General features: G+C 38.2%; 18 protein-coding genes and 10 tRNA genes. 27 read left to right on the forward strand and 1 reads right to left on the reverse strand.

From position 1 onward, the window contains the following. Positions 1-270: 270 nt before the first annotated feature. From FA727_RS00530 to FA727_RS00540, 3 genes are all read left to right on the forward strand, one after another. The gene (locus tag FA727_RS00530; protein WP_136828806.1) at positions 271-1458 is read left to right on the forward strand and encodes an MFS transporter; all 1188 of its coding nucleotides are present in this window, start codon (positions 271-273) and stop codon (positions 1456-1458) included. A 109-nt stretch (positions 1459-1567) separates the two neighbouring features. Then, positions 1568-3022, forward strand: coding sequence for an Msr family ABC-F type ribosomal protection protein (locus tag FA727_RS00535; protein WP_136828807.1), 1455 nt, complete (start codon positions 1568-1570; stop codon positions 3020-3022). 134 nt (positions 3023-3156) lie between these two features. Then, entirely contained in the window at positions 3157-4572 is a 1416-nt protein-coding gene (locus FA727_RS00540; RefSeq protein WP_136828808.1) for a SpoVR family protein, read from the forward strand. A gap of 66 nt (positions 4573-4638) precedes the next feature. Here FA727_RS00540 and FA727_RS00545 read toward each other — a convergent pair whose 3' ends face one another. Continuing rightward, the gene (locus FA727_RS00545) at positions 4639-5517 is read right to left on the reverse strand and encodes a helix-turn-helix domain-containing protein (RefSeq protein ID WP_136828809.1); all 879 of its coding nucleotides are present in this window, start codon (positions 5515-5517) and stop codon (positions 4639-4641) included. Positions 5518-5833: 316 nt separating this feature from the next. Here FA727_RS00545 and FA727_RS23940 point away from each other — a divergent pair, with 316 nt between their 5' ends. The 24 genes from FA727_RS23940 to FA727_RS00660 all read left to right on the forward strand — a co-directional run bounded on the left by FA727_RS23940 (position 5834) and on the right by FA727_RS00660 (position 21726). After that, positions 5834-6001, forward strand: a complete 168-nt coding sequence (locus FA727_RS23940) for a hypothetical protein (RefSeq protein WP_158318772.1) — start codon at positions 5834-5836, stop codon at positions 5999-6001. A 140-nt stretch (positions 6002-6141) separates the two neighbouring features. Further along, positions 6142-6216: transfer RNA gene (locus FA727_RS00550), tRNA-Glu, on the forward strand. 202 nt (positions 6217-6418) lie between these two features. Further along, a tRNA-Ala gene (locus FA727_RS00555) sits at positions 6419-6493 on the forward strand. Positions 6494-6603: 110 nt separating this feature from the next. Continuing rightward, a tRNA-Met gene (locus FA727_RS00560) sits at positions 6604-6680 on the forward strand. Between the two features lie 12 nt (positions 6681-6692). Then, a tRNA-Ser gene (locus FA727_RS00565) sits at positions 6693-6785 on the forward strand. A 134-nt stretch (positions 6786-6919) separates the two neighbouring features. Continuing rightward, positions 6920-6996: transfer RNA gene (locus FA727_RS00570), tRNA-Asp, on the forward strand. Positions 6997-7200: 204 nt separating this feature from the next. After that, positions 7201-7273 (forward strand) — tRNA-Phe (locus FA727_RS00575). 10 nt (positions 7274-7283) lie between these two features. Next, positions 7284-7367: transfer RNA gene (locus FA727_RS00580), tRNA-Tyr, on the forward strand. Positions 7368-7447: 80 nt separating this feature from the next. Next, positions 7448-7521, forward strand: a tRNA-Trp gene (locus FA727_RS00585). Positions 7522-7551: 30 nt separating this feature from the next. Further along, positions 7552-7627 (forward strand) — tRNA-His (locus tag FA727_RS00590). Between the two features lie 21 nt (positions 7628-7648). Next, positions 7649-7719, forward strand: a tRNA-Gly gene (locus FA727_RS00595). 147 nt (positions 7720-7866) lie between these two features. Next, entirely contained in the window at positions 7867-8583 is a 717-nt protein-coding gene (locus FA727_RS00600) for a YetF domain-containing protein (RefSeq protein WP_136828810.1), read from the forward strand. 121 nt (positions 8584-8704) lie between these two features. After that, complete coding sequence (locus FA727_RS00605) at positions 8705-9130, forward strand: DUF4395 domain-containing protein (protein ID WP_136828811.1); 426 nt, start codon at positions 8705-8707, stop codon at positions 9128-9130. A 341-nt stretch (positions 9131-9471) separates the two neighbouring features. Beyond that, positions 9472-10491 carry a TAXI family TRAP transporter solute-binding subunit gene (locus FA727_RS00610; RefSeq protein WP_136828812.1) on the forward strand — a complete coding sequence of 340 codons (1020 nt, stop codon included), beginning with the start codon at positions 9472-9474 and terminating at the stop codon, positions 10489-10491. Between the two features lie 139 nt (positions 10492-10630). Next, positions 10631-12607, forward strand: a complete 1977-nt coding sequence (locus tag FA727_RS00615) for a TRAP transporter permease (protein ID WP_136828813.1) — start codon at positions 10631-10633, stop codon at positions 12605-12607. A 34-nt stretch (positions 12608-12641) separates the two neighbouring features. Beyond that, on the forward strand, positions 12642-13352 hold the full coding sequence (locus FA727_RS00620) for a FadR/GntR family transcriptional regulator (protein WP_136828814.1): 711 nt from the start codon (positions 12642-12644) through the stop codon (positions 13350-13352). 18 nt (positions 13353-13370) lie between these two features. Beyond that, on the forward strand, positions 13371-13991 hold the full coding sequence (locus FA727_RS00625) for a fumarylacetoacetate hydrolase family protein (protein ID WP_136828815.1): 621 nt from the start codon (positions 13371-13373) through the stop codon (positions 13989-13991). Between the two features lie 88 nt (positions 13992-14079). Then, a complete protein-coding gene (locus tag FA727_RS00630; RefSeq protein ID WP_136828816.1) occupies positions 14080-14820 on the forward strand; it encodes a FadR/GntR family transcriptional regulator in 741 nt (246 codons plus the stop codon). Beyond that, positions 14813-16225 (forward strand): FAD-binding oxidoreductase, encoded by a 1413-nt coding sequence (locus FA727_RS00635; protein ID WP_136828817.1) that lies wholly within the window; start codon positions 14813-14815, stop codon positions 16223-16225. The genes FA727_RS00630 and FA727_RS00635 overlap by 8 nt, the downstream gene beginning before the upstream one ends. Next, positions 16218-17504, forward strand: a complete 1287-nt coding sequence (locus tag FA727_RS00640) for a (Fe-S)-binding protein (RefSeq protein ID WP_136828818.1) — start codon at positions 16218-16220, stop codon at positions 17502-17504. Before FA727_RS00635 ends, FA727_RS00640 begins: the two co-directional genes overlap by 8 nt. Positions 17505-17516: 12 nt before the next feature. After that, entirely contained in the window at positions 17517-18707 is a 1191-nt protein-coding gene (gene lhgD, locus FA727_RS00645) for an L-2-hydroxyglutarate dehydrogenase (protein ID WP_136828819.1), read from the forward strand. 55 nt (positions 18708-18762) lie between these two features. Beyond that, positions 18763-19842 carry an Ldh family oxidoreductase gene (locus tag FA727_RS00650; protein WP_136828820.1) on the forward strand — a complete coding sequence of 360 codons (1080 nt, stop codon included), beginning with the start codon at positions 18763-18765 and terminating at the stop codon, positions 19840-19842. Next, a complete protein-coding gene (locus tag FA727_RS00655) occupies positions 19839-20810 on the forward strand; it encodes a 2-hydroxyacid dehydrogenase (protein WP_136828821.1) in 972 nt (323 codons plus the stop codon). The genes FA727_RS00650 and FA727_RS00655 overlap by 4 nt, the downstream gene beginning before the upstream one ends. A gap of 49 nt (positions 20811-20859) precedes the next feature. Beyond that, on the forward strand, positions 20860-21726 hold the full coding sequence (locus FA727_RS00660) for a fumarylacetoacetate hydrolase family protein (RefSeq protein ID WP_136828822.1): 867 nt from the start codon (positions 20860-20862) through the stop codon (positions 21724-21726). Positions 21727-21737: the final 11 nt, after the last annotated feature.

Raw genomic sequence — 21737 nt, forward strand, 5'->3', positions numbered from 1 at the left:
GTCCTTTTTTAATCATCTTCAAATAACCATTCTTTGGAGAAAGGCGGAACGATCTGCCTTTCTTTTCGTTTGCTTAGTTTTCCTATTTTTGGAATGGAAGCTTATTTGTTGGAGGCTTTCTAATTCAATCGAATATATCCCTTTGCTCTTAATCACAGATATGAAGTCTGTGATTTTTTTGTTGGAGGAATTTAATATGATGATGTTACTCTTTTATTGATACCACCTAGGATTCATAACTCATGTTCTTGAATTTTAGGAGGTATAAAAATGGAAAATATAAACTGGAAACGTAAATTTATCTTAATATATGCAGGTCAATTCTTTTCATTACTGAGTAGTTCAGCAGTTCAATTTAGCATTATTTGGTGGTTAACAGTTACTTCAGGTTCACCACTTGTATTAGCACTGGCAGGATTGGCAGGATTTTTGCCACAAGCAATTATAGGACCCATTGCGGGAACGATAGTAGATCGTTACTCTCGGAAGATGTTCATGATTGTGTCAGATATGACGGTAGCAATAGGGAGTCTACTGTTGTTTTCGACAGTATATTTTGGGGACCCAAGCATTTCATTGGTTCTTTTCGTGCTAGTTATCCGTTCAGTTGCAACTGCATTTCATATGCCTGCCATGCAGGCTTCTGTACCACTTCTTGCACCTGAAGAGCATCTTACAAAGGTTGCAGGATGGGGGCAGATGTTAAGTTCATTATCAAATATTGCAGGTCCAGCTATAGCTATGACATTACTGGCTGTTAGTTCGTTCGAGTGGGTGTTACTACTTGACTTTTTTGGTGCAGTTATTGCTAGTAGCATGTTACTCTCCGTTCGGATACCAAGGGCACCAAGAACAGAAGAACCGACTTCAAGTGGATTTTTTGTGGAAATGAAAGAGGGATATGATGCTCTTGTAAAGCATCCAAAATTGTTAAAGCTCACAATTATCATGACGTTTGTAGCACTGTTATACATTCCTTTAGGCACATACTTTCCACTAATGACACGCAACCATTTTGAAAAAGGTGTGCTAGAAGCAGGAATTGTTGAGATCGTTTTTGCGATTGGTTTAATTTTAGGAGGCTTGATAGTTAGTTTGCTGGGAGATCGTTTTAACAAAATCAAAACGATGGTAGTAGGGATGTTGTTAATGGGATTTGCCTTGTTCTTTTCAGGATGGCTCTCTCCATCTTTATACTATGCATTTGTCGCTTTAAGCGGATTAGTTGGATTATCTGGTCCGATATTTTCTGCACCATTCTATGCATTTATTCAAACGGAAATCGAACCACATTTATTGGGGAGAGTGTTTAGTTTTGTAACAAGCTTATCTTTATTAGCGACACCGATTGGATATGGATTAGCGGGAGTCTTAATTGAAGCAACAAGTGTAGCAACACTTTTTTCTTTAATAGGGATTTTGATTATTTTGAATGCAGCTATAGCTTTGAAAAAATAGGAGGAAAATTCTATGTTCTTATTATTTTTTTAATACGAGCTTGATTTAAAAAAGCTCGTATCGATCCAGCTATCGGTACGAAATCAAACTAATTTCGGAGGTAGCAATTATGGAACAAATTTGTTTTGAATTAGAAAATGTTGAAGTAACTTATTTAGATAAAGAAATACTAAAAATTGATCGATTGGCCATTCATCAATTTGACCGTATCGGCATGGTGGGAAAAAACGGAGCAGGTAAAAGTACATTATTGAAATTGCTTGCAGGTATTGTTAAACCAACTGCCGGAAAAATTCATGGTCACGTTGAGTGTGGATATTTTGAACAAATCGAAGCACCAAAAGCTGTAGAAGCTGATCCAGCATTACTGGGAAAATTAGACGTACCAAAGGATTCGGAACAATTAAGTGGTGGGGAACAGACGAGAATGAAATTGGCCCAGCTATTTACACATTATTACGAAGCTTTGCTGATCGATGAACCAACAACTCATTTGGACCAAAAAGGAATCTCTTTTTTACTTGATGAACTTAAATACTATTACGGTGCACTTATACTCATTAGCCACGACCGTGCATTATTAGATGAACTTGTTACGACGATTTGGGAAGTCAGCGAAGGGAAAGTCCATGTGTATTCCGGGAATTATAGTGATTACGTTGCGCAAAAGGAACTTGAACGGGAACAACAAAGTCAGGCGCATGAACAGTTCCTAAAAGAGAAGAGTCGGCTCGAAAAAGCGGCGCAAGAAAAAATGAAAAAGGCAGAAAAAATTGCGCAAGCGGGCAGCATGACAAAACGTGAAGCAAACGCCAAGCCGAACAAAACATTTATGACAAAATCAAAAGGCACGGCCCAAAAAGCTGCTCAAAAGGCTGCAAAAGCGATTGAACATCGAATGGAGAGACTTGAGGAAGTCGAAGCTGTTCAAGATGAACGACCGATCGTCTTCCGTCAACCAAAACATCTAGAATTGCACAATAAGTTCCCCATAATGGCAGATAGATTAACGCTTCAAGTGAAGGATAAAGTGTTATTGGAGGAAGTAAGTTTCCAAATACCGTTAGGGAAGAAAATCGCCATAACAGGCAGCAATGGTAGTGGAAAGAGCACGTTGCTTGAATACATCGCTAATAATGGACCTGATTTAACGATATCACCAAAGGCGAAAATTGGTTTCTTCCGCCAAATGAGCTATCAGTATAAAGATAATGAAACGGTTCTACAATTTTTGAAAAATCGTTCTGAATATGATGAGAGTTTTTTACGTAGTATTTTGCACTCGATGCAGTTTGAAGGAACAGATGTTTTAAAGAATGTAAAATCCCTTAGTGGAGGAGAAGCGATTCGCCTTCGTCTATGTGAGTTGTTTTTAGGGGAGTACAACATTTTATTACTAGATGAACCAACGAATTTCTTAGATATTAATGCGGTTGAAGCATTAGAACGATTTATCAAGGCTTATCAAGGAACCATACTTCTGGTTTCCCATGATAAAAAGTTTATCGAAAATGTCGGGGATATGGAATTTGAGATTAAAGAGATGAAGCTCGTTCAAAAATGAACTAGAGAGAGGAGAACCCATTGAAAAATGGGTTCTCTTTTTTAATTTGATGAAGGAGATGGAGAACTATTCCAGATCATCATTTCTACTTTTTGCTCATACATTGTGATAAGACCAAAAAGGGGGAGAATCGGATGAGAGAGGAAGAACGGAAAGAACTGGAGTATGCGATTGACGAAATTACAGAAATCGCCTCAGGATTTGGCCTTGATTTTTATCCGATGAGATATGAAATTTGTCCAGCAGATATCATTTATACCTTTGGCGCATATGGAATGCCAACAAGATTTTCACATTGGAGTTTTGGAAAGCAATTTCATAAAATGAAGCTTCATTATGACTTAGGGCTTTCCAAGATTTATGAGCTTGTAATTAACTCCAACCCCTGCTATGCATTCTTGCTGGATTCCAATTCATTAATTCAAAACAAGCTAATCGTAGCTCATGTACTTGCACACTGCGATTTTTTCAAAAACAATGTACGTTTTCAAAATACGAAGCGGGATATGGTCGAAAGTATGGCGGCAACAGCAGAGAGAATCCGTCAATATGAAATAGAGCATGGAAAGCAAGAAGTGGAAAATTTTCTAGATGCAGTGCTTGCGATTGAAGAACATATTGATCCTTCGCTTATGCGTCCAAAGCTTTCTTGGACATTGGATGATGTGGATTATGAAGAGGAAAATGATTTCAAAGCAAGTCCTTATGACGATTTGTGGAATTTAGATAACAAAGATGTAAAACAAAGTAAGTCTAGAAAGATTAAAAGGAAATTTCCGCCGCAGCCAGAAAAGGATCTCATGTTATTCATTGAAAACTACAGTCGCGAGTTAACAGAATGGCAAAGAGATATTCTGACAATGATGAGAGAAGAAATGCTCTATTTTTGGCCTCAGTTAGAAACGAAAATTATGAATGAAGGCTGGGCATCCTATTGGCACCAAAGAATTTTACGAGAAATGGATTTAACTTCTTCTGAGGCATTGGAGTTTGCAAAGTTAAATGCTGGAGTAGTTCAGCCATCTCGAACAGGGATTAATCCGTATTATTTAGGATTGAAGATTTTAGAGGACATTGAAGAGCGATACAACAATCCGACAGAGCTTATGAAAGAAAGAGGAGTAAAAAAGAACTCTGGTCGGGAGAAAATTTTTGAAGTTCGTGAAATTGAATCTGATATTTCTTTTTTGAGAAATTATTTAACGAAGGATCTGGTATTACGAGAAGATATGTATTTATTCCAGAAACAGGGTAGGGACTACAAAATTGTTGATAAGGGCTGGGAAGAAGTCAGAGACCAGCTTGTGAACATGAGGGTTAATGGTGGATTTCCTTTCTTAACTGTGTCAGATGGAGATTATTTGAAAAATGGGGAACTCTATATTAAGCATTGGTATGAAGGAATTGAACTTGATCTTAAGTATTTAGAAAAAGTACTCCCTTATATTTATCAGCTATGGGGAAGAGGCGTGCACATGGAAACGGTTATTGAGGATCGTAATATGTTATTTTCTTATGATGGAAAAGGGGTTCATCGGAAATATCTGTAGTGTGAAGGGCTACCGAACAAGGTAGTTCTTTTTTTGTGCTAATATCATGAACCCCTTTAATGAGGTTCATGAATTAGAGGTTAATGGATCAAGATGTTTTCGTACCATGGAAATGGAAGCTTGGTTGTTTTCTAAAATATAGACCATTTCCGCTAATTTAAAACATTCCACAGCTTTTTCCACGTTATTTAGTGATTTATAATTATAAGCTTTTTGAAAGTAAAGGTCCCCGCGAAGGTACATAAGCATATGTTTTTCTGTAAGTTTTAGCCCTCTATCACATAAGTGAATGGACTCATAATGATTTCCCGTAAGTCTCATGATACGGGCATAATTATAAAACAAACGAACTGGAACATGTTTATTGATGACTTCGGATAGCTGGTTAATATGAGTCATCGCTTCTTCATATTTATTGATAGCCTCTTCATGCAGATTGCACTGACTAAAAATATTGGCTTGGCTAATTAATATTTCGATTTCTCTTTCTGAGAAAAATTTTTTGTTGTTTATCGTCATATGTAGGGCTTCTTCTAAACTTTGGATCGCTTTAGACAGATCCTGATCTAATTGAAAATAGCAAATTCCCTCATGCCATGTTAGAAATTGCTGCAATTTCTTTTCCATAAATAAAAAATTATTCTTTTCTGTTTCAACAATTTTACGAACAGACGTGTAATCCCGATTATTAATGGAATCTCTAATTTGAGTAAAAGCATCAATGACGTAATCATGTCGAGGAATGCTAGAAATATCTAATAAGTATGAGATGTCGATGCTAAATCGATCAGCAAGCTTTAACAAAATATCAGCAGTCGGAAGAACATTACCGTTCTCGATTTTACTAATATAGGCCTGTGTGCAAATATCTTTACTCGTCTCGTATTGGGATAACCCAAGGCGTTCTCGTGCCTCTTTAATTCGCTGACCTAAATATCTTGCCATAAAATTTCACTCCAATATAACTATATTTATCATGGAGCACGAAAAAATTCGTAATTGTAAGAAAACTGATGGTTATCTTCATTATATCAGTAAATAAGGAAAATTCACCAATTCTTTGGACATGCTATGATATTTGAAAATTAACAGAGGTGATGAAGGATGAAAAAATGGATTGCTAGTCTTTTGGTTATATTACTTGCGTTTTTCGGGACTTATCATGACACCACATCTATTCATGTAAACTCTAACAATGATGATGAACCTGGCGTAATGCATTAAGAGATTTGTTTGATCTCATCAATAAGATTTATGGGGGATGAGGAAATTGCTTGGAAAACAAGTCGTTTACCATGAAGAACTATACACAATCTTATTCAATTATAATAATGGCATGCTCGAAATAAGAAACATCAACTCCTATAATGATGTAAAATTAGTCAACATTAATGAAATAACCATTATCGAGCCCACAGATATAGCTTGAAAAGTAAATAAAAATTGGGAGGACTACATAGATGTAGTTCTTTTTTTGTGGTTTTTAAATTTTTTTTAGAAAAAGCGTTGACGAGTATTTTTAAAGGTGTTATATTGATATAGCTGTCGCAAAAAAGTAATTAATAGATTGGCCCCTTGGTCAAGCGGTTAAGACACCGCCCTTTCACGGCGGTAACACGGGTTCGAATCCCGTAGGGGTCACCAATGCTTTTTACGAAACGTAGTGGAGTAAAATAGCATTCCTTAAATTTTTTCGCATTGCGAAAATAATGTTCCACTTTTACGAAACGTAGTGGAGTAAAGTAGCTAGTTTTTTTGCGAAAGCAAAATAAACTTCCTTATCTCGCGATAGCAAATTTTAATTTTAGTTTTTTCGTGTTAGCCAATATGTTTCTTCTTTTAAGTTGGGGCCTTAGCTCAGCTGGGAGAGCGCTGCCTTGCACGCAGGAGGTCAGCGGTTCGATCCCGCTAGGCTCCACCAAAGCTTTTTACGGAACGTAGTGAAGTAAAATAGCTAAGCTTTTTACGGTAGCAAAATAAGGTTCATTGATTTTTCCATGAAAAGTAAAAAACTAAAATAATAATAATTTTGGCGGTGTAGCTCAGCTGGCTAGAGCATTCGGTTCATACCCGAAAGGTCGTGGGTTCGACTCCCTCCGCCGCTACCAATTTTATAAACTGGAGGAATACCCAAGTCCGGCTGAAGGGATCGGTCTTGAAAACCGACAGGCGGGTCAAACCGCGCAGGGGTTCGAATCCCCTTTCCTCCTCCATCTTTTGTTTTTCTTCATTATTAAAAAGAATAATGAAACCTATTTTCGCTAACGCGAAAAAACAGACGGAAGTTATTTTCTCGTTCCTCGAAAAAGATTAAGGAAAGATATTTTCGCTAACGCGAAAAATCATTGGTCCGGTAGTTCAGTTGGTTAGAATGCCTGCCTGTCACGCAGGAGGTCGCGGGTTCGAGTCCCGTCCGGACCGCCATTTAATTTTCAAAACTTAATTTGGTAATGTGTTTAGAAATTTAATATTTTGTTATGGCTCAGTAGCTCAGTCGGTAGAGCACGATGAATAAGCTACCGTGAGAAAGCAACCAGCGTACTCATCGAACAGAATCTTGATTAAGCTTTCTGAGATGAGGACGAAGGACAAGCAGTAAGTTTGTTTAGGAATTCAATATCTTTTTATGGCTCAGTAGCTCAGTCGGTAGAGCAAAGGACTGAAAATCCTTGTGTCGGCGGTTCGATTCCGTCCTGAGCCACTTTTTATTTGGAGGGGTAGCGAAGTGGCTAAACGCGGCGGACTGTAAATCCGCTCCTTCGGGTTCGGCGGTTCGAATCCGTCCCCCTCCACCAATGCTTTTTATGAAGCCTAGCGGAGTAAAATAGCATTCATTCAACGCAGAATAGCAGAGTTTGAATAACCTATCATCTACAGGGGCATAGTTTAAAGGTAGAACGAAGGTCTCCAAAACCTTTGGTGTGGGTTCAATTCCTACTGCCCCTGCCAGACGGAAAATGAACATCTTATATTGTAATGGCGGTCGTGGCGAAGTGGTTAACGCATCGGATTGTGGCTCCGACACTCGTGGGTTCGATTCCCATCGATCGCCCCATTTTTACATTTTAATATTCATGCGGGTGTAGTTTAATGGTAAAACCACAGCCTTCCAAGCTGTTGTCGTGGGTTCGATTCCCATCACCCGCTTTTCAAAAAAAGCTGAGTAAATGTACTCAGCTTTTTTTGATCTAGAATAATTGAACCTATAATACAATTTGAATTTTAAATAAAAATTTCTAGGCTGTAAAGAATATGGAGGAAATGCCAAAATGATTATTGAGTGGGTGTGAACAGATGGGATTTGTCAAAGACACTCTTCTTGTATATGGAAGAATCATAACTTTACTTCCACTTTTGCTATTTATTACTCTTTTTATGGGAAAAAGGTCAATAGGGTCATTGCCAATTTTTGATTTTTTGATCATCATTACTCTTGGCGCTGTAGTAGGTGCAGATATTGCTGATCCAAATATTGCTCATATCCATACGGCCATGGCTATTATTGGCTTAGCCCTACTTCAAAAACTCATTTCTTATATGACCATCAGATTTAGAAAGTTTCGTAATGCTATCACTTTTGAACCAACTATTGTTATTATGGATGGTAATTTTAAAGTCGAAAATTTACGTAAGATTCAATATTCAATAGATGAAATTTTGCAGATGCTTAGGGAAAAGGATGTTTTTGATGTTTCAGAAGTCAAGTTAGGGATAATAGAAGCAAATGGGAACATATCGGTGTATAAAAATAGAGATAAATCACCAGTGTTACTTGAAGATATGGGCATAAAAAGCCATAAAGATAAATTGCCATACCCTGTCATTATTGAAGGGAAAATTGATTATCAAATGTTAACCAAATTAAGTACGAGCGAATTTTGGCTTATGGAGCAGCTCGAAAAGAAAGGGATTAAAGACATAAATGAAGTTTTCTTTGCATCACTAACATCAGACTTAGAACTGCACCTTTCACTTATGAACGGTGATGCACCCCAACACATGAAGCATTAAAAACTCCATCTTAAAAAATGGAGTTTTTAATTTACCCTCTACAAACTTTTTACTTCACATGTTCCTAAATATTTCGTATACTTGAATAACATAGAATTCCAATAAGGTAGGTGGGTTTTAAGTGGATAAAAAGCCTGTATCAATTCCAAGACCACTCGTCAGACTGAATCAATGGACAATTGTGTTAAGCGTGATTTTAACTTGGATTACTAAGCAAGAATATATTTTACTTATCCCTTTACTAGCAGGGGGAGCTGGCCTTATTTTTAAATTTAATCCTATTATGAAAGTTGGCGGATTTTTCTTAAGAAAAGAGCCTTCTGAATACATTCCAGAAGACTTCGACCAACAACAATTCAATCAGGTAATCTCCGTTGTTTCTTTAGCATTAGGATTTGTTGGCTATTTAATGGGATGGACCGTTTTAGCAATAATCTTTACCGTAATGGTAGCATTAGCAGCTTTTATTGCCATCTTAGGCTTCTGCATTGGATGCTATATTAGATTTCAATGGCAGCAGTATAATTATCGGAAATCACTTCATTAATTCTTCATCTCTAGAAAAGAAATGCAATACACTGTGAGACCAATGAGCCGTCATAAAAAAATGATTTTCTAGAATAGAAAATCTAAAGAAGAACTTAGGAACCTGAAACGTTTAGGTTCTTTTTTTTTATTTTTGTATCTTGGTATTCAAATTATTATAAATCAAAGCTATTTTTTGGGAGTAACCAGAAATACGTAAGGGTTTTATAGTGAAATAATTAACAATTAAAAATATTTTAAAAATTGTTGAATATTAAATTTGTAATATTATATACTTGTAATACAACTTGTGTGAAGCGCTTACAAAACTAGAACAATTACGATAAAGGGGAGAATACCTAAATGAAAAAGCGATTATTTTTTGTGTTAACTTCCGTATTAGTTCTTCTTTTAGCTGCTTGTGGAGGAACAAGTAGTAGCGGTGGAGGAGGAAATAAACAACAATTTCTAACAATTGCTACCGCTTCTTCAGGTGGTACGTATTATCCAATTGGTGTAGGGATGGGAAATCTATGGACTCAAGAGCTTCAAGATGAAGGGATTAAAGCAACAGGTCAATCATCTGCAGGTTCTGTAGAAAACATTGACCTATTAAGAAATGGTGAAGCACAACTAGCAATTTTTCAAGGTTTAATTGGGGCTCAAGCAATTTCTGGTTCTGGAAATTTCGAAGGTAATGCCTATGAGGATTTGCGTTCAATCTCTATGCTTTGGCCAAATGTTGAACATTTCCTACTTATGAACAATAAGGTTAAGACTGGTACGATTTCAGACATTGATGGTACTACTTTTTCAGTAGGTCCACAGGCAAGTGGTACAGAACAATCTACGCTTATTATGATGGAAGGCGTTAATTTAACGAAAGACAATATTAAGCCAGAGTATTTAGGTTACGATGATACAGTTTCTGCGATGCGTGATGGAAGACTTGATGGAGGTTCAGCTCCAGGTGGTATCCCAGTAGCAGCAATCATGGATATGTATGCTAGTGGTGTTGATGCAACTGTACTAGAAGTAAGTGATGAACAATTGGAAGACATCAATAGCATTTACAATACTTGGTATCGTTTCGCAATTCCAGCTGGTACATATCCAGGTCAAGAAAAAGAAATCAAAACAATTGCTCAGCCAAACTTCTTAGGAGTTACAAAAGAACTGGATGAAGACACTGTCTATAAGCTAACGAAAACTTTATACGAAAACTTAGAGTTTATGTATGGTGTACATGATGCAGCAAAAGATATGACGCTCGAAAGCGCATTAGATGGATTACCAGCGCCTCTACATGTTGGAGCTTATAAATACTTTAAAGAACAAGGATTAGAAATACCGGAAAACTTAATCCCAGAAGAGGCTAAGTAATAAATTGTAAAATGATGTTTTTGAAAATTTTTATTAAGAGTAAATAGGGAAATTGCCAGCGTCCAAAATTTAGGCGCTGGTCAGCTTTTTCTTTCTATCGGAGACCGATTAATTTAATTCAGAAGGAAGGTGGATTAGGATGCTTAAGATTAAAAAGACACCTAAAGCAGGTCAAGAAATGGATTTGGATAAAGAAGGCGGTGGGGGAGTTCGGCAATTAACTGGAACACAGGCTAAGATTGTGGCTGGTTTTGCAATTGGTCTCTCCGTTTTCTCTATTTATGTTAATGGATTTATGAATATACAAGAAATCTATAGAAATGTTATTTTTCTAGGTTTCTTATTTATTTTAGGTTTTCTCCTCTATCCAGCAACAAAGAAGGGAAGTAGAGTTAAGTTTTCCGTTCTGGATGTGATTTTAGCTGTCATAGGACTATCTGGGGGGCTATATCTACTATTCAATTATTCTGTCATTCACAATGTGAGGATGTCACAGGCCATCACACAGGATTATATTTTTGCGATTATCACAATAGTGATCTTACTCGAGGTTGCAAGAAGAGCCATAGGGATTTTTATTCCTTTACTTTCATTAATTGCACTTGTTTATGCCGTGTATGGACCAATGTTTCCAGGGTTATTTGCACATGCAGGTTTCTCTCTTGAGAGACTGTTATACCGCGTCTATATGACTACTGAAGGTGTCTTTGGTATGACATTTTCAATTGCCACTACCTATATCATCATCTTCATACTATTTGGAGCGTTCCTGAATGCAAGCGGTGCAACAAAGTTGTTTAATGATTTGGCGATTGCCATTGCCGGACAACGTCGTGGCGGCCCAGCCCAAGTAGCTGTAATCTCTAGTGCACTAACTGGTACGCTAAGTGGAAGTGCTGTCGCAAACGTAGCAACTACGGGAACCTTCACTATTCCACTAATGAAAGGTCTTGGACTGAAACCTAGATTTGCAGGAGCTGTAGAAGCTGCTGCCTCAACAGGTGGTATGATTATGCCACCAATTATGGGAGCTGCCGCTTTTATTATGGCTGGCTTTTTAGGAGTTAGTTACAATGTGATCATTTTGGCTGCCATTATTCCTGCCCTACTTTATTATGCTGCTCTTATCTTTGCGATTGATATCGAAGCGAAAAAGCTTGGTCTAAAAGGAATGAGCAAGGATTCGATTCCTCAGGTACGGGGAGTGTTAAAAGAAAGAGGTCTTCTCTTACTGCCAATTATCATTATTATAGGTACGTTATTAACTGGAAGAACTCCTTTGTTTGCAGGTTTTACGGGGATTATCACAGTTATTATTACGAGTTGGTTAACCAAGGATAAGTCGAACCGAATTACATTTAGAAGAGCAGTAGAGGCTTTAGTTGATGGAGCAAAAGGAACGATTCAAGTTGGAGTCGCATGTGCGTCTGTCGGAATTATTATTGCTGTTGTTACGATGACAGGACTTGGCTCTACTCTTGCTTATAACATTATTGAACTTTCCGGTGGCGTATTGGCTATCGTACTTCTACTGATCATGATTACTTGTATTGTCTTAAGTATGGGTCTGCCTTCAACAGCTTTATATATTGTCGTAGCAGTAACGGCTGCTCCTGCACTTGTAGATGCTGGAGTAAACCCAATTGCGGCTCATTTCTTTGTATTTTGGTTTGGTGCACTTTCTAACGTAACACCTCCAGTGGCCTTAGCATCTTATACCGCTGCAGGGATTGCAGGAGCGGATGCAATGAAAACATCATGGACCGCGGTGAAGCTCTGTTTACCAGGGTTTATTATACCATTCATGATTGCTTATAACCCAATAATGGTGATGCAAAATGAAGCAGGGGGATCAGCGTCATTCGTGAGTGCCATTCCTGTACTATTAACAGGTTTACTAGGAGTATTTACCCTAGCGATTGCCGTATTTAATTTCTTTAGAACAAAATTAACGATTATAGAACGGATTGGTTTTTTTGCAGCAGCATTTCTTTTAATTAAGCCTGGAATTGTAACTGATTTAGTCGGACTTGGATTGGTCATTTTACTCTTGGCGATTCATATTATTCGTTCTAAGAAAATAGAGATTCAGCCGAGTTCTGAAGTAGGAGCTTAAAGTACAGAGAAATACGATGTAAAGGAAGAGTTCCATGCGAATTAAAAGAGAAAAGGTATCTAGCTTAGTACTTGAAGAATTGAAAAAAATGATTAAATCAGGTGAATTTCCTTATAATAGTAAGCTTCCATCTGAAACAGAGTTAGCTAAGATGTTTGGTGTAAGTCGTTCTCCTGTAAGGGAAGCACTAAGTGTTCTAGCAGCGAGCGGATTAATTGAGTCAACTCAAGGAGGAGGCAGCTGGGTGAGGGAAGTGAACCTGGCAGAAATGCTCGAGCATGTCCAATTTGAAATGGTAAAAGTCCAGCAGGTACAAGATTTATTAGAAATGCGGACGATTATTGAGTCAGAAGCTGCTTTTCTAGCTGCCAAGCGATATAAACCACAGGATATTGTTGACCTAGAAGAAGCCCTTGAGGCCTTCCGAAAAGCTAGTGAAGATCAATTTAAGATTGGGTATGAGGAAGACTATGCCTTTCACAGGATAATTGTGAGAGCTGCCTATAACCCGTTTCTAACCCAGACTATGGAAAATGTATCAGAACTTCATGTGAAATCATTGATGTTTTCACTTGAGAAAAATCTTGGGTGGGAAGAGAAGAGGAAGGAAGTCTTTACAGAGCACGTGAACATTTTTAATGCCATTAAGAATGGTGATGGTATAGCTGCACGTACTGCTGTGATTGAACATTTAACAAATACAAGAATAAAGCTTGGAGATAAACGAGTTTCTAAACAAAAATAAAAAGGATAGAGGTATAAGATGGATATCCGCAATATTTTTTGTATCGGTCGTAATTATGCTGCACATGCAACCGAACTTGGGAATGCAATCCCTGAATCACCCATTCTTTTTTCAAAGCCAACACATGCCTTAGTAAAAGCGGATGGCAAGGAAGTTTTGTTTCCTAGTGATCAAGGTGAAATTCATCATGAACTAGAAATCGTTCTTTATATCGGTAAAAAAGTAAGAGACGATTTTAAAGTGGATGATGTTGTAACGAAAATGGCACTTGGAATTGATTTTACTTTAAGAGACTTACAATTTGATTTAAAGAAGAAAGGGTATCCTTGGCTCCGTGCAAAAGGATTTAAAAACTCAGCAATCATAACAGAATTCTGGGATTTTCCAGGAACAGAAGCGTGTAAGGAAACGAACTTTTCTTTATTAAAAAATGGTGAGCGTGTACAACATGGCAATATCAAATTGATGATGTTTGATTTTCAATCGATGCTAGAACATATTCATCAAGAATTTGGTCTTGATGAAGGGGATATTGTTTACACTGGAACACCAGAAGGAGTAGGACCTATCTCAAATAAAGAAGAATTTGTTTTACAGTGGGGAAATGAGGAAAAAGGACGTTTTATCGTTAGACAATAATTTCGGATTAGGAGCGATACCCATCGTTCCTTTCCTTACATTATTCTGGACAGTCCACTAGACCTCTAGGACAGTTAGGGGGAGAAAGATGGAGTTTGAGCCAATTAGGAAGCAAAAGCGTATTTATCAAGTGATTATCGATCAAATCAAGCAGGCTATTGAACAAGGACAGATAAAGCCTGGTGACAAGCTTCCGTCTGAAAGAATGCTGGCTGAGACATTGTGTGTTTCTAGAACATCGGTGAAAGAAGCGATAACCGTTTTGGAAACAGCAGGTATTGTACGAGTGAGACCAGGGGTTGGGATGTTTTTAATAGAGGATTCACATCAAAGTTTATTATCGAAATTTTCTGAAGTGATAGCGAGCAACAAAACAAAGTTTACGGATTTGTTTGAGCTACGGCAGGCGATTGAAGGCGATGCAGCCTTTTACGCTGCGAGCCGAATTACAGAAGAACAAAAAGAAAAGCTTACAGTGGTTTTCAATGAACTTGTTTTGGCTGAAAAACTAGGAGAAGTAGCGAGTAAGGAGGATTTTCGTTTTCACTTTACGATTGTTGAGGCTGCCAATAATCCCGTGATGCTTGAGGTAATGAATTTAATCTCAGATAAAATGATTCATAGTTTAGCAGAAAGTAGAGAGACCTCTATGAAGAATCAACAGTTAAATAACGAAGTGCAATTGGAACATCGTCATATTTATGAGGCGATCATGAATAATTCTCCTGAACAAGCTAGACAGGCAGCGTGGGTACATCTACAAGGAATTAAACAGCGTTACATCCATCGTATAAGTCAACAAAAAATGGAGAGGAATCAAAATGGATAGAGAGCGTTTGATAGATTTAATGGGTGAGATTATCCCAGATGAAAAAAGAATCCTAACTGATCAAGCTGATTTATATAGCTATTCATATGATGCTTCATTTGGCTTTTTTGTTCCTGATATTGTGGTTCAACCGAAAGCAACTGAAGAAGTGGCGAAAGTTATGAAATTAGCAAATCAATTTGAGATTCCCGTGTATCCACGTGGTCAAGGCACTAGTTTAAGTGGAGGTCCTCTTCCTGTAAAAGGTGGAATTGTTCTTGATTTATCAAGATGGGACCAGAATCTTGAAATTGACTCCGAAGACATGGTAGCGATAGTGTCCCCAGGAGTAATCACAGGGAACATAAATGCAAAAGCAATGGAGAAGGGGCTCATATATCCTCCAGATCCGAGCAGTTCCAATATCGCTACAATTGGTGGAAATCTAGCAGAGAATGCAGGAGGACCAAGGGGTCTAAAATACGGGGTTACCAAGGATTATGTGATTGGATTAGAGGTTGTTACACCAGAAGGAGAGATTATCCGAACAGGTGGTAGGACTGTGAAAAATGTAACAGGATATGACCTCACGAAATTAATAGTTGGCTCAGAAGGAACTTTAGGAGTTATTACAGAGGCGATTCTTCGTCTTTATCCAAAGCCTGCTTCTACCCAAACATTAATGGCTCTATTTGATGATTTAGTAGATTCTGGCCGAGCTATTTCGAAAGTTCTAAACTCTGGAATATTGCCAGCTAAGATGGAGATTATGGACCAAGCCTCTATACAAGCTGTAGAAGCCTATCGTCCGTTAGGTCTTCCAACCGATGTAGAGGCATTAATTTTAATCGAGTTAGATGGACATCCAATGGCAATTGCTGATGAGATGTTAAAGGTACAGGAAGTATGTAAAGAAGTTGGAGTAAGGGAAGTGAAGGTGGCTGCCACAAGTGAGGAAGCTGAGAAATTGTGGAGAGCGCGGAAATTAGTCTCTCCTGCTATCGTGCGAGTGAAGCCGACAAAGATTTCTGAGGATGCTACGGTCCCGCGAAGTAAGATTCCAGCTATGTTTCAAAGATTAAAAGAAATAAAAGATAAATATAACCTTGATTTGGTCGTATTCGGTCATGCGGGTGATGGCAATCTACATCCTAATATCATTGCTGATAAGCGAAATCAGGAAGAAATGAAACGAGTAGAAATGGCAGTTGAAGAGATTTTTACAGCAGCAATTGAATTAGGTGGGACCCTGTCGGGAGAACATGGAATTGGCACAATGAAGGCTCCATTTATGGAAATGGAATTAGGTGAAGTGGGGTTAGATATGATGAAGCGAATCAAGCAAAGTTGGGATCCTAAAAATATCTTAAACCCGGGCAAAATATTTCCTGAAATAGGGCAAAGGCTTGTGCTGACTGATGAGTAAAACAAATCTAGCTTACCAAGAAACTTTCGATTGTGTTCAATGTGGTTATTGTTTACCTGCTTGTCCAACCTACAAAACGATGGGGAAGGAAACTCATTCTCCTCGAGGTCGAATTAATCTCGTAAAGATGGCTGCAGAAGGCAAGATTTCTCTGTCTGAGTTAGAAGGACCCATTGACCTTTGCTTAGGTTGTCGAGCTTGTGAGACGGCTTGTCCAACGAATGTTCAATACGGAAAAATTTTAGAATCAGCGAAGGAAGTCCTTCAAGAAGATAGAAGGAATAGAATGCCAAAAAGAGTCAAGATGTTTCAATCTTTCTTTTTTAATCGGGTGTTGCCTTCGGATACTGTTTTAACAATGGCAGGAGCGGGCTTATCTTTTTACCAAAAAAGTGGCTTGCAAAAGGCTACGCGCAAGCTAGGAATCTTAAAACAGTTCCCTGAAAATATCGCAAGCTTTGAAAAAATATTACCAGAAGTGGCAGGTCCGATTCGAACAAAAAGTAGAGTTCAGCGTGCACCTGTACAAGAAGTCCCTACTTACTCGGTTGGGTTTTTCACAGGATGCATTATGAATACGATGTTTTCATCCATTAATGCACTTAGTATTAAATTGCTCGAAGCGGCAGGCTGTGAGGTAAAGGTGATAAAAGAGCAAACTTGCTGCGGTGCTCTGCAAAATCACAGTGGGGAAACGAAAATTACAAAGGAATTAGCAAAGAAAAATATTGAAGCCTTTGAAAAATACCAATTTGATTTTGTTGTAAATAGTATTGGTGGCTGTGGTGCGATGTTAGTTGAGTATGACCATCTTCTCGCAGATGAACCTGAATGGGCGGAGCGGGCAAAGAATTTTGCCAGAAAAAACGTTGATATTAGCGTGTTATTAAGCAATTTACCTTTACCTTTTAAAAATGAAATCCGTAAAACGGTTACTTATCAGCCATCCTGCCATATGACGAATGTACAAAAGAGAACGAATGAACCGTTAGAGCTTCTTAAATCCATACCAGGTATTACTTATAAAGAGATTCCGGAAAAGGATATGTGTTGCGGGTCTGCGGGGATTTACAATATCGTCAATTATCACGAATCAATGGATATCTTAGATGACAAGATGGAACAAGTGAAAAAGGTCAAACCGGAGATCATTGTAACAACAAACCCTGGCTGCCACTTGCAAATGAAGTTAGGTGTCGAACGTGAGGGACAATCTGAAAACGTTCAAGTTGTGCATTTGGTTGAACTATTAGCCAAGAGCTGTGAGATAAATGTCTAGGGAGATGAGGGGATGTACGATTTTACAATTATTGGTGGAGGGATTGTTGGTTTGTCAGTAGGTTTAGCCCTAACGGAACAATTTCCGAATAAAAGAATTTTGCTTTTAGAAAAAGAAAAAGAGCTGGCCGCACATCAGACTGGAAATAATAGCGGTGTTATCCATTCTGGTATCTATTATAAGCCAGGAAGTTATAAAGCTAAGTTTGCAAAACAGGGTAGTCAATCAATGGTTGATTTCTGCCAAAAATATGAGATTGAACACGATATTTGTGGGAAAGTGATTGTTGCAACGAATGAGAAGGAATTGCCGTTATTAGAAAATCTCTATCAGCGTGGTCTGCAAAATGAGCTAAATATCAAAAAGCTTACTCGAGATGAATTATTAGAAGTTGAACCTCATGTAAATGGTCTTGAAGCCATTCATGTACCTGCAGCAGGGATTGTGAATTATAAACAGGTCTCTGAAAAAATTGCAGAATTGATTCAGGAACATGGAGGTGAAATTCGGTGTCAGGAAGCCGTCCGAGCAATCAAAGAGCTTCAGGATGGAGTTACAGTAGAAACGAACCAAGGCTCCTATGAAACGAAGTTTTTAGTCAACTGTGCAGGCTTACACAGCGACAATATTGCTAGATTAGCAGGATATAAAATTGATATGAAAATCGTTCCGTTTCGCGGTGAATATTACAAGCTGAAGCACGAGCGAAGGAGCTTAGTTCGTAACCTAATTTATCCGGTTCCGAATCCTGATTTTCCTTTCCTTGGTGTCCACTTCACGAGAATGATTGGTGGAGAGATAGAGGCAGGACCAAATGCAGTATTAAGCTTTAAACGAGAAGGCTATAAAAAAACAGATATCAATGTAAAGGAATTAGCTGAAGTTTTATGCTATAAAGGATTCTGGAAATTGGCAAGTCAAAATATGAGAGAGGGCATTAATGAAATGGTGCGCTCAGTTAGTAAAAAGAAATTTGTGGAAAGCCTGCAGACCTTAATTCCAGAAATTAAAGCTGAAGACTTAGAACCTGGTGGTGCAGGTGTCCGAGCGCAAGCATTGAAAAGTGACGGCTCACTCGTTGATGATTTTCATATTGTACAAGGTAAAAAAAGTCTGCATGTTTGTAATGCTCCATCTCCGGCAGCAACCGCTTCGCTTGAAATCGGGAAAGAAGTTGTGAAGCAAATAAAGGAGAGATTTTGATGGTACATCATCCGATTGTATTCTTTGCCCAATACATAAAAAGTGGGGGACGTTCATGAAAAATATCCTAATGGAAAAAGTGCATTTATTAGATTGGGTGAATGAAATTTTCAAAGCTGTAGGTTTAGACGAGGAGCAAGCGAAAACGATAGCGGACCATCTTGTATTAGCTAATTTACGGGGTATCGATTCCCATGGTGTTAGTAAGGTAGATATTTATACAAAGCGGCTGGAGAAGGGAATTGTTAATAAAGATTTTCAATATACGAGATTAAGAGAAACGCCTGTTAGTGCGCTGATTGATGGATGTAATAGCATGGGAATTCCGCTCGCAACAGCTGGGATCAAGATTGCAGTGGAAAAAGCCAAACAGTCCGGTGTTGGAATTGTTGGGATCAAAGGTTCCAATCATGCGGGAATGTTAGCTGCGTATACTGGCTATGCAGCAGATGAAGACTGTATTGCGTTAGCTGTTACAAATGCACCACCGTCCATGGCGCCGTGGGGTGGACGAGAGATCTTTTTTGGAACCAACCCCATTTCATACGGTATTCCTGCTGGAAACCAATTGAATATTATTTTTGATATGGCGACAACGGTGGTGGCAAAGGGAAAAATCATATTAGCCAAACAGGAAAACAAGAAGATTCCATTAGGATGGGCAATTACGAAAGATGGAAGGGAAACTACGGATCCAGAAGAGGCGCTCGATGGATTAATTTTACCAAGCGGAGGACCAAAGGGGTACGGGATTGCTTTTCTTGTAGAGATTTTATCAGGATTATTCACTGGTGCAGCATATGGACCATATATTGGTAGTTTATTTGATGACTTTGAAAATGAACAAAATGTTGGGCAGTTTTTCTTTGCTATGAGGGCTGACTTGTTTGAAGATTTATCAAATTTTAAACAGAGAATGGACCAAATTATTGAAGAAATTCGCCAACTGAAAAAGATGGAGGGTGTAGAAAAAATCTATCTTCCAGGTGAAATTCAACTTGAATTAGAAAAAACTAGACTAGCTGAAGGAATTCCGATTTCAGCCGAAGTCATCGACAGCCTTGTGTCCATCAGCCAAAAATATGGAGTACCCACAATTAAGTATGAGGAGATCCTAAAAGGAGGCATTGTATGAACGTTGTTTATTTAGATCCGGTTTTTCCTGAAATGAAAAAAATGTTACTGGATGCGAAACCTCAACAGGCTGAATTGAAATTTGCAGCAGAATATGAGGGCGAGATTCTAGATTCCATTCTTTCAGAAGCAGAGTATTTATTGATGGCAACAGAAAAGGTGGATCGTTCGTTAATTGAAAAACTACCAAGAGTCAAGCATATTCAAAAGACAGGTATTGGTGTTGATAATATTGATTTACAGGAAGCGGACAAAAGAGAAATCACGGTTTCCAATACACCTGGTGCAAATGCTACAGGAGTAGCAGAGTTAACGATACTCCTAATACTAGCTTTATACAGAAAACTAATTGTATTAGATAAAGCTACTAAAAATGGCGAATGGCAAATGTGGGAACATAGGCTTTCTTCTTATGAATTATCGGGAAAGGTCCATGGATTTATCGGATTTGGTAATATCGGACAGGAGACAGCCAAGCTTTCAAAAGGGTTTGGTACAGAAATTATCTACTATGACGTTCTGCAAGCTTCTTCTGAGATTGAAATGGAAGTAGATGCGACTTATTGCCAACTAGATGAGTTGCTCAAAAAAGCTGATATTATCAGTTTGCATGTTCCTTTAATACCACAAACTAGACATTTGCTCAGTGAAAAGGAATTTGACTTAATGAAGTCTTCAGCTGTTCTCATTAATGTTTCACGCGGTGGAATTGTCAATGAAGATGAGCTGGCAAGAGCCCTATCTGTTGGTAAAATCGCAGGTGCAGGAATTGATGTTTGGGAGGGAGAGCCTCCAAACGCTAATCATCCACTTTTTCAATTTGATCAGGTTATTGCAACCCCGCATATTGGTGCTGGAACAAAAGATACGCTAATTAGGGTATTAAATATGGCTTTTGACAATATTTCATCCATTGAAAAAGGTGAGCAAGCTAAATTTGTCGTTTCTAAATCAATTCATAATGTCTAATAACTTATAATTCAACTCATTATAAATTCAATAAAAAGGAGATTAAAAGATGAGAATAGGAACAGTGAAATTAAACGGTAAAGAGACGGCTGTAGTATTGGTCAATGAAAAAGTATATGCGATTGAGAAGATTAATGAAACTCTGGGATTGGAATGGAAAACGAATCTATTTGAATTAATTCAAACTGGACAATTACATGAATTAAGAGATTGGTATACTGCTGATTTGAACGAACTTGAAAAAGTGGAAAGCTTAGAAAGAGAAGAAGTTTCATTTGGACCATTGTATCGTCATCCACGTAAAATTTGGGGAATTGGACTTAATTATGTAGAGCATGCAGCTGACTTAAGTGAAGTGGCGCCTAATACGGAACCTGCTAGCTTTATGAAACCAGATACTGCAATAATCGGACCTGAAGACACGATTTTGATTCCACATCAATCAGAGCGAACAACAGCAGAATCAGAGCTAGGCATTATTATTGGGAAAGAGTGTAAGGATGTCTCAGAAGAAGACGCGATTCATTATGTTGCAGGCTACACGACTATTATCGATATGACTGCTGAGGATATTCTCCAGAGAAACCCACGCTATTTAACACGCTCTAAAAGCTTTGACACATTTTTTAGCTTTGGCCCAGAACTGGTTACGACGGATGAGGTTGAAGATGTTAATAGCTTAGTAGTCTCAACAATGATTAACGGTTCCTTACACCGAAAAAACGTAGTCTCTAACATGACGTTCCAACCATGGAATTTAGTTTCGTTCCACTCAAAAGTAATGACACTATTACCTGGGGATATTATCTCAACTGGTACGCCAGGTGCAGTCGTTATTCGTGATGGAGATGTAGTTGCTTGTGAAATTGAAGGATTTACTTCATTAGTAAACCCTGTTAAAGATCTTAAAAACTAATCGATACGGAG

It is taken from the genome of Robertmurraya kyonggiensis (genome assembly GCF_005116465.1).
GTDB lineage: Bacteria > Bacillota > Bacilli > Bacillales > Cytobacillaceae > Robertmurraya > Robertmurraya kyonggiensis.

Excerpts from the sequence above, each read along its gene's own strand:
- FA727_RS00530 (WP_136828806.1), top strand. The coding sequence starts at position 271 with ATGGAAAATATAAACTGGAAACGTAAATTTATCTTAATATATGCAGGT.
- FA727_RS00535 (WP_136828807.1), top strand. The coding sequence starts at position 1,568 with ATGGAACAAATTTGTTTTGAATTAGAAAATGTTGAAGTAACTTATTTA.
- FA727_RS00540 (WP_136828808.1), top strand. The coding sequence starts at position 3,157 with ATGAGAGAGGAAGAACGGAAAGAACTGGAGTATGCGATTGACGAAATT.
- FA727_RS00545 (WP_136828809.1), bottom strand. The coding sequence starts at position 5,517 with ATGGCAAGATATTTAGGTCAGCGAATTAAAGAGGCACGAGAACGCCTT.
- FA727_RS23940 (WP_158318772.1), top strand. The coding sequence starts at position 5,834 with ATGAGGAAATTGCTTGGAAAACAAGTCGTTTACCATGAAGAACTATAC.
- FA727_RS00600 (WP_136828810.1), top strand. The coding sequence starts at position 7,867 with ATGGGATTTGTCAAAGACACTCTTCTTGTATATGGAAGAATCATAACT.
- FA727_RS00610 (WP_136828812.1), top strand. The coding sequence starts at position 9,472 with ATGAAAAAGCGATTATTTTTTGTGTTAACTTCCGTATTAGTTCTTCTT.
- FA727_RS00615 (WP_136828813.1), top strand. The coding sequence starts at position 10,631 with ATGCTTAAGATTAAAAAGACACCTAAAGCAGGTCAAGAAATGGATTTG.
- FA727_RS00620 (WP_136828814.1), top strand. The coding sequence starts at position 12,642 with ATGCGAATTAAAAGAGAAAAGGTATCTAGCTTAGTACTTGAAGAATTG.
- FA727_RS00625 (WP_136828815.1), top strand. The coding sequence starts at position 13,371 with ATGGATATCCGCAATATTTTTTGTATCGGTCGTAATTATGCTGCACAT.
- FA727_RS00630 (WP_136828816.1), top strand. The coding sequence starts at position 14,080 with ATGGAGTTTGAGCCAATTAGGAAGCAAAAGCGTATTTATCAAGTGATT.
- FA727_RS00635 (WP_136828817.1), top strand. The coding sequence starts at position 14,813 with ATGGATAGAGAGCGTTTGATAGATTTAATGGGTGAGATTATCCCAGAT.
- FA727_RS00640 (WP_136828818.1), top strand. The coding sequence starts at position 16,218 with ATGAGTAAAACAAATCTAGCTTACCAAGAAACTTTCGATTGTGTTCAA.
- lhgD (WP_136828819.1), top strand. The coding sequence starts at position 17,517 with ATGTACGATTTTACAATTATTGGTGGAGGGATTGTTGGTTTGTCAGTA.
- FA727_RS00650 (WP_136828820.1), top strand. The coding sequence starts at position 18,763 with ATGAAAAATATCCTAATGGAAAAAGTGCATTTATTAGATTGGGTGAAT.
- FA727_RS00655 (WP_136828821.1), top strand. The coding sequence starts at position 19,839 with ATGAACGTTGTTTATTTAGATCCGGTTTTTCCTGAAATGAAAAAAATG.
- FA727_RS00660 (WP_136828822.1), top strand. The coding sequence starts at position 20,860 with ATGAGAATAGGAACAGTGAAATTAAACGGTAAAGAGACGGCTGTAGTA.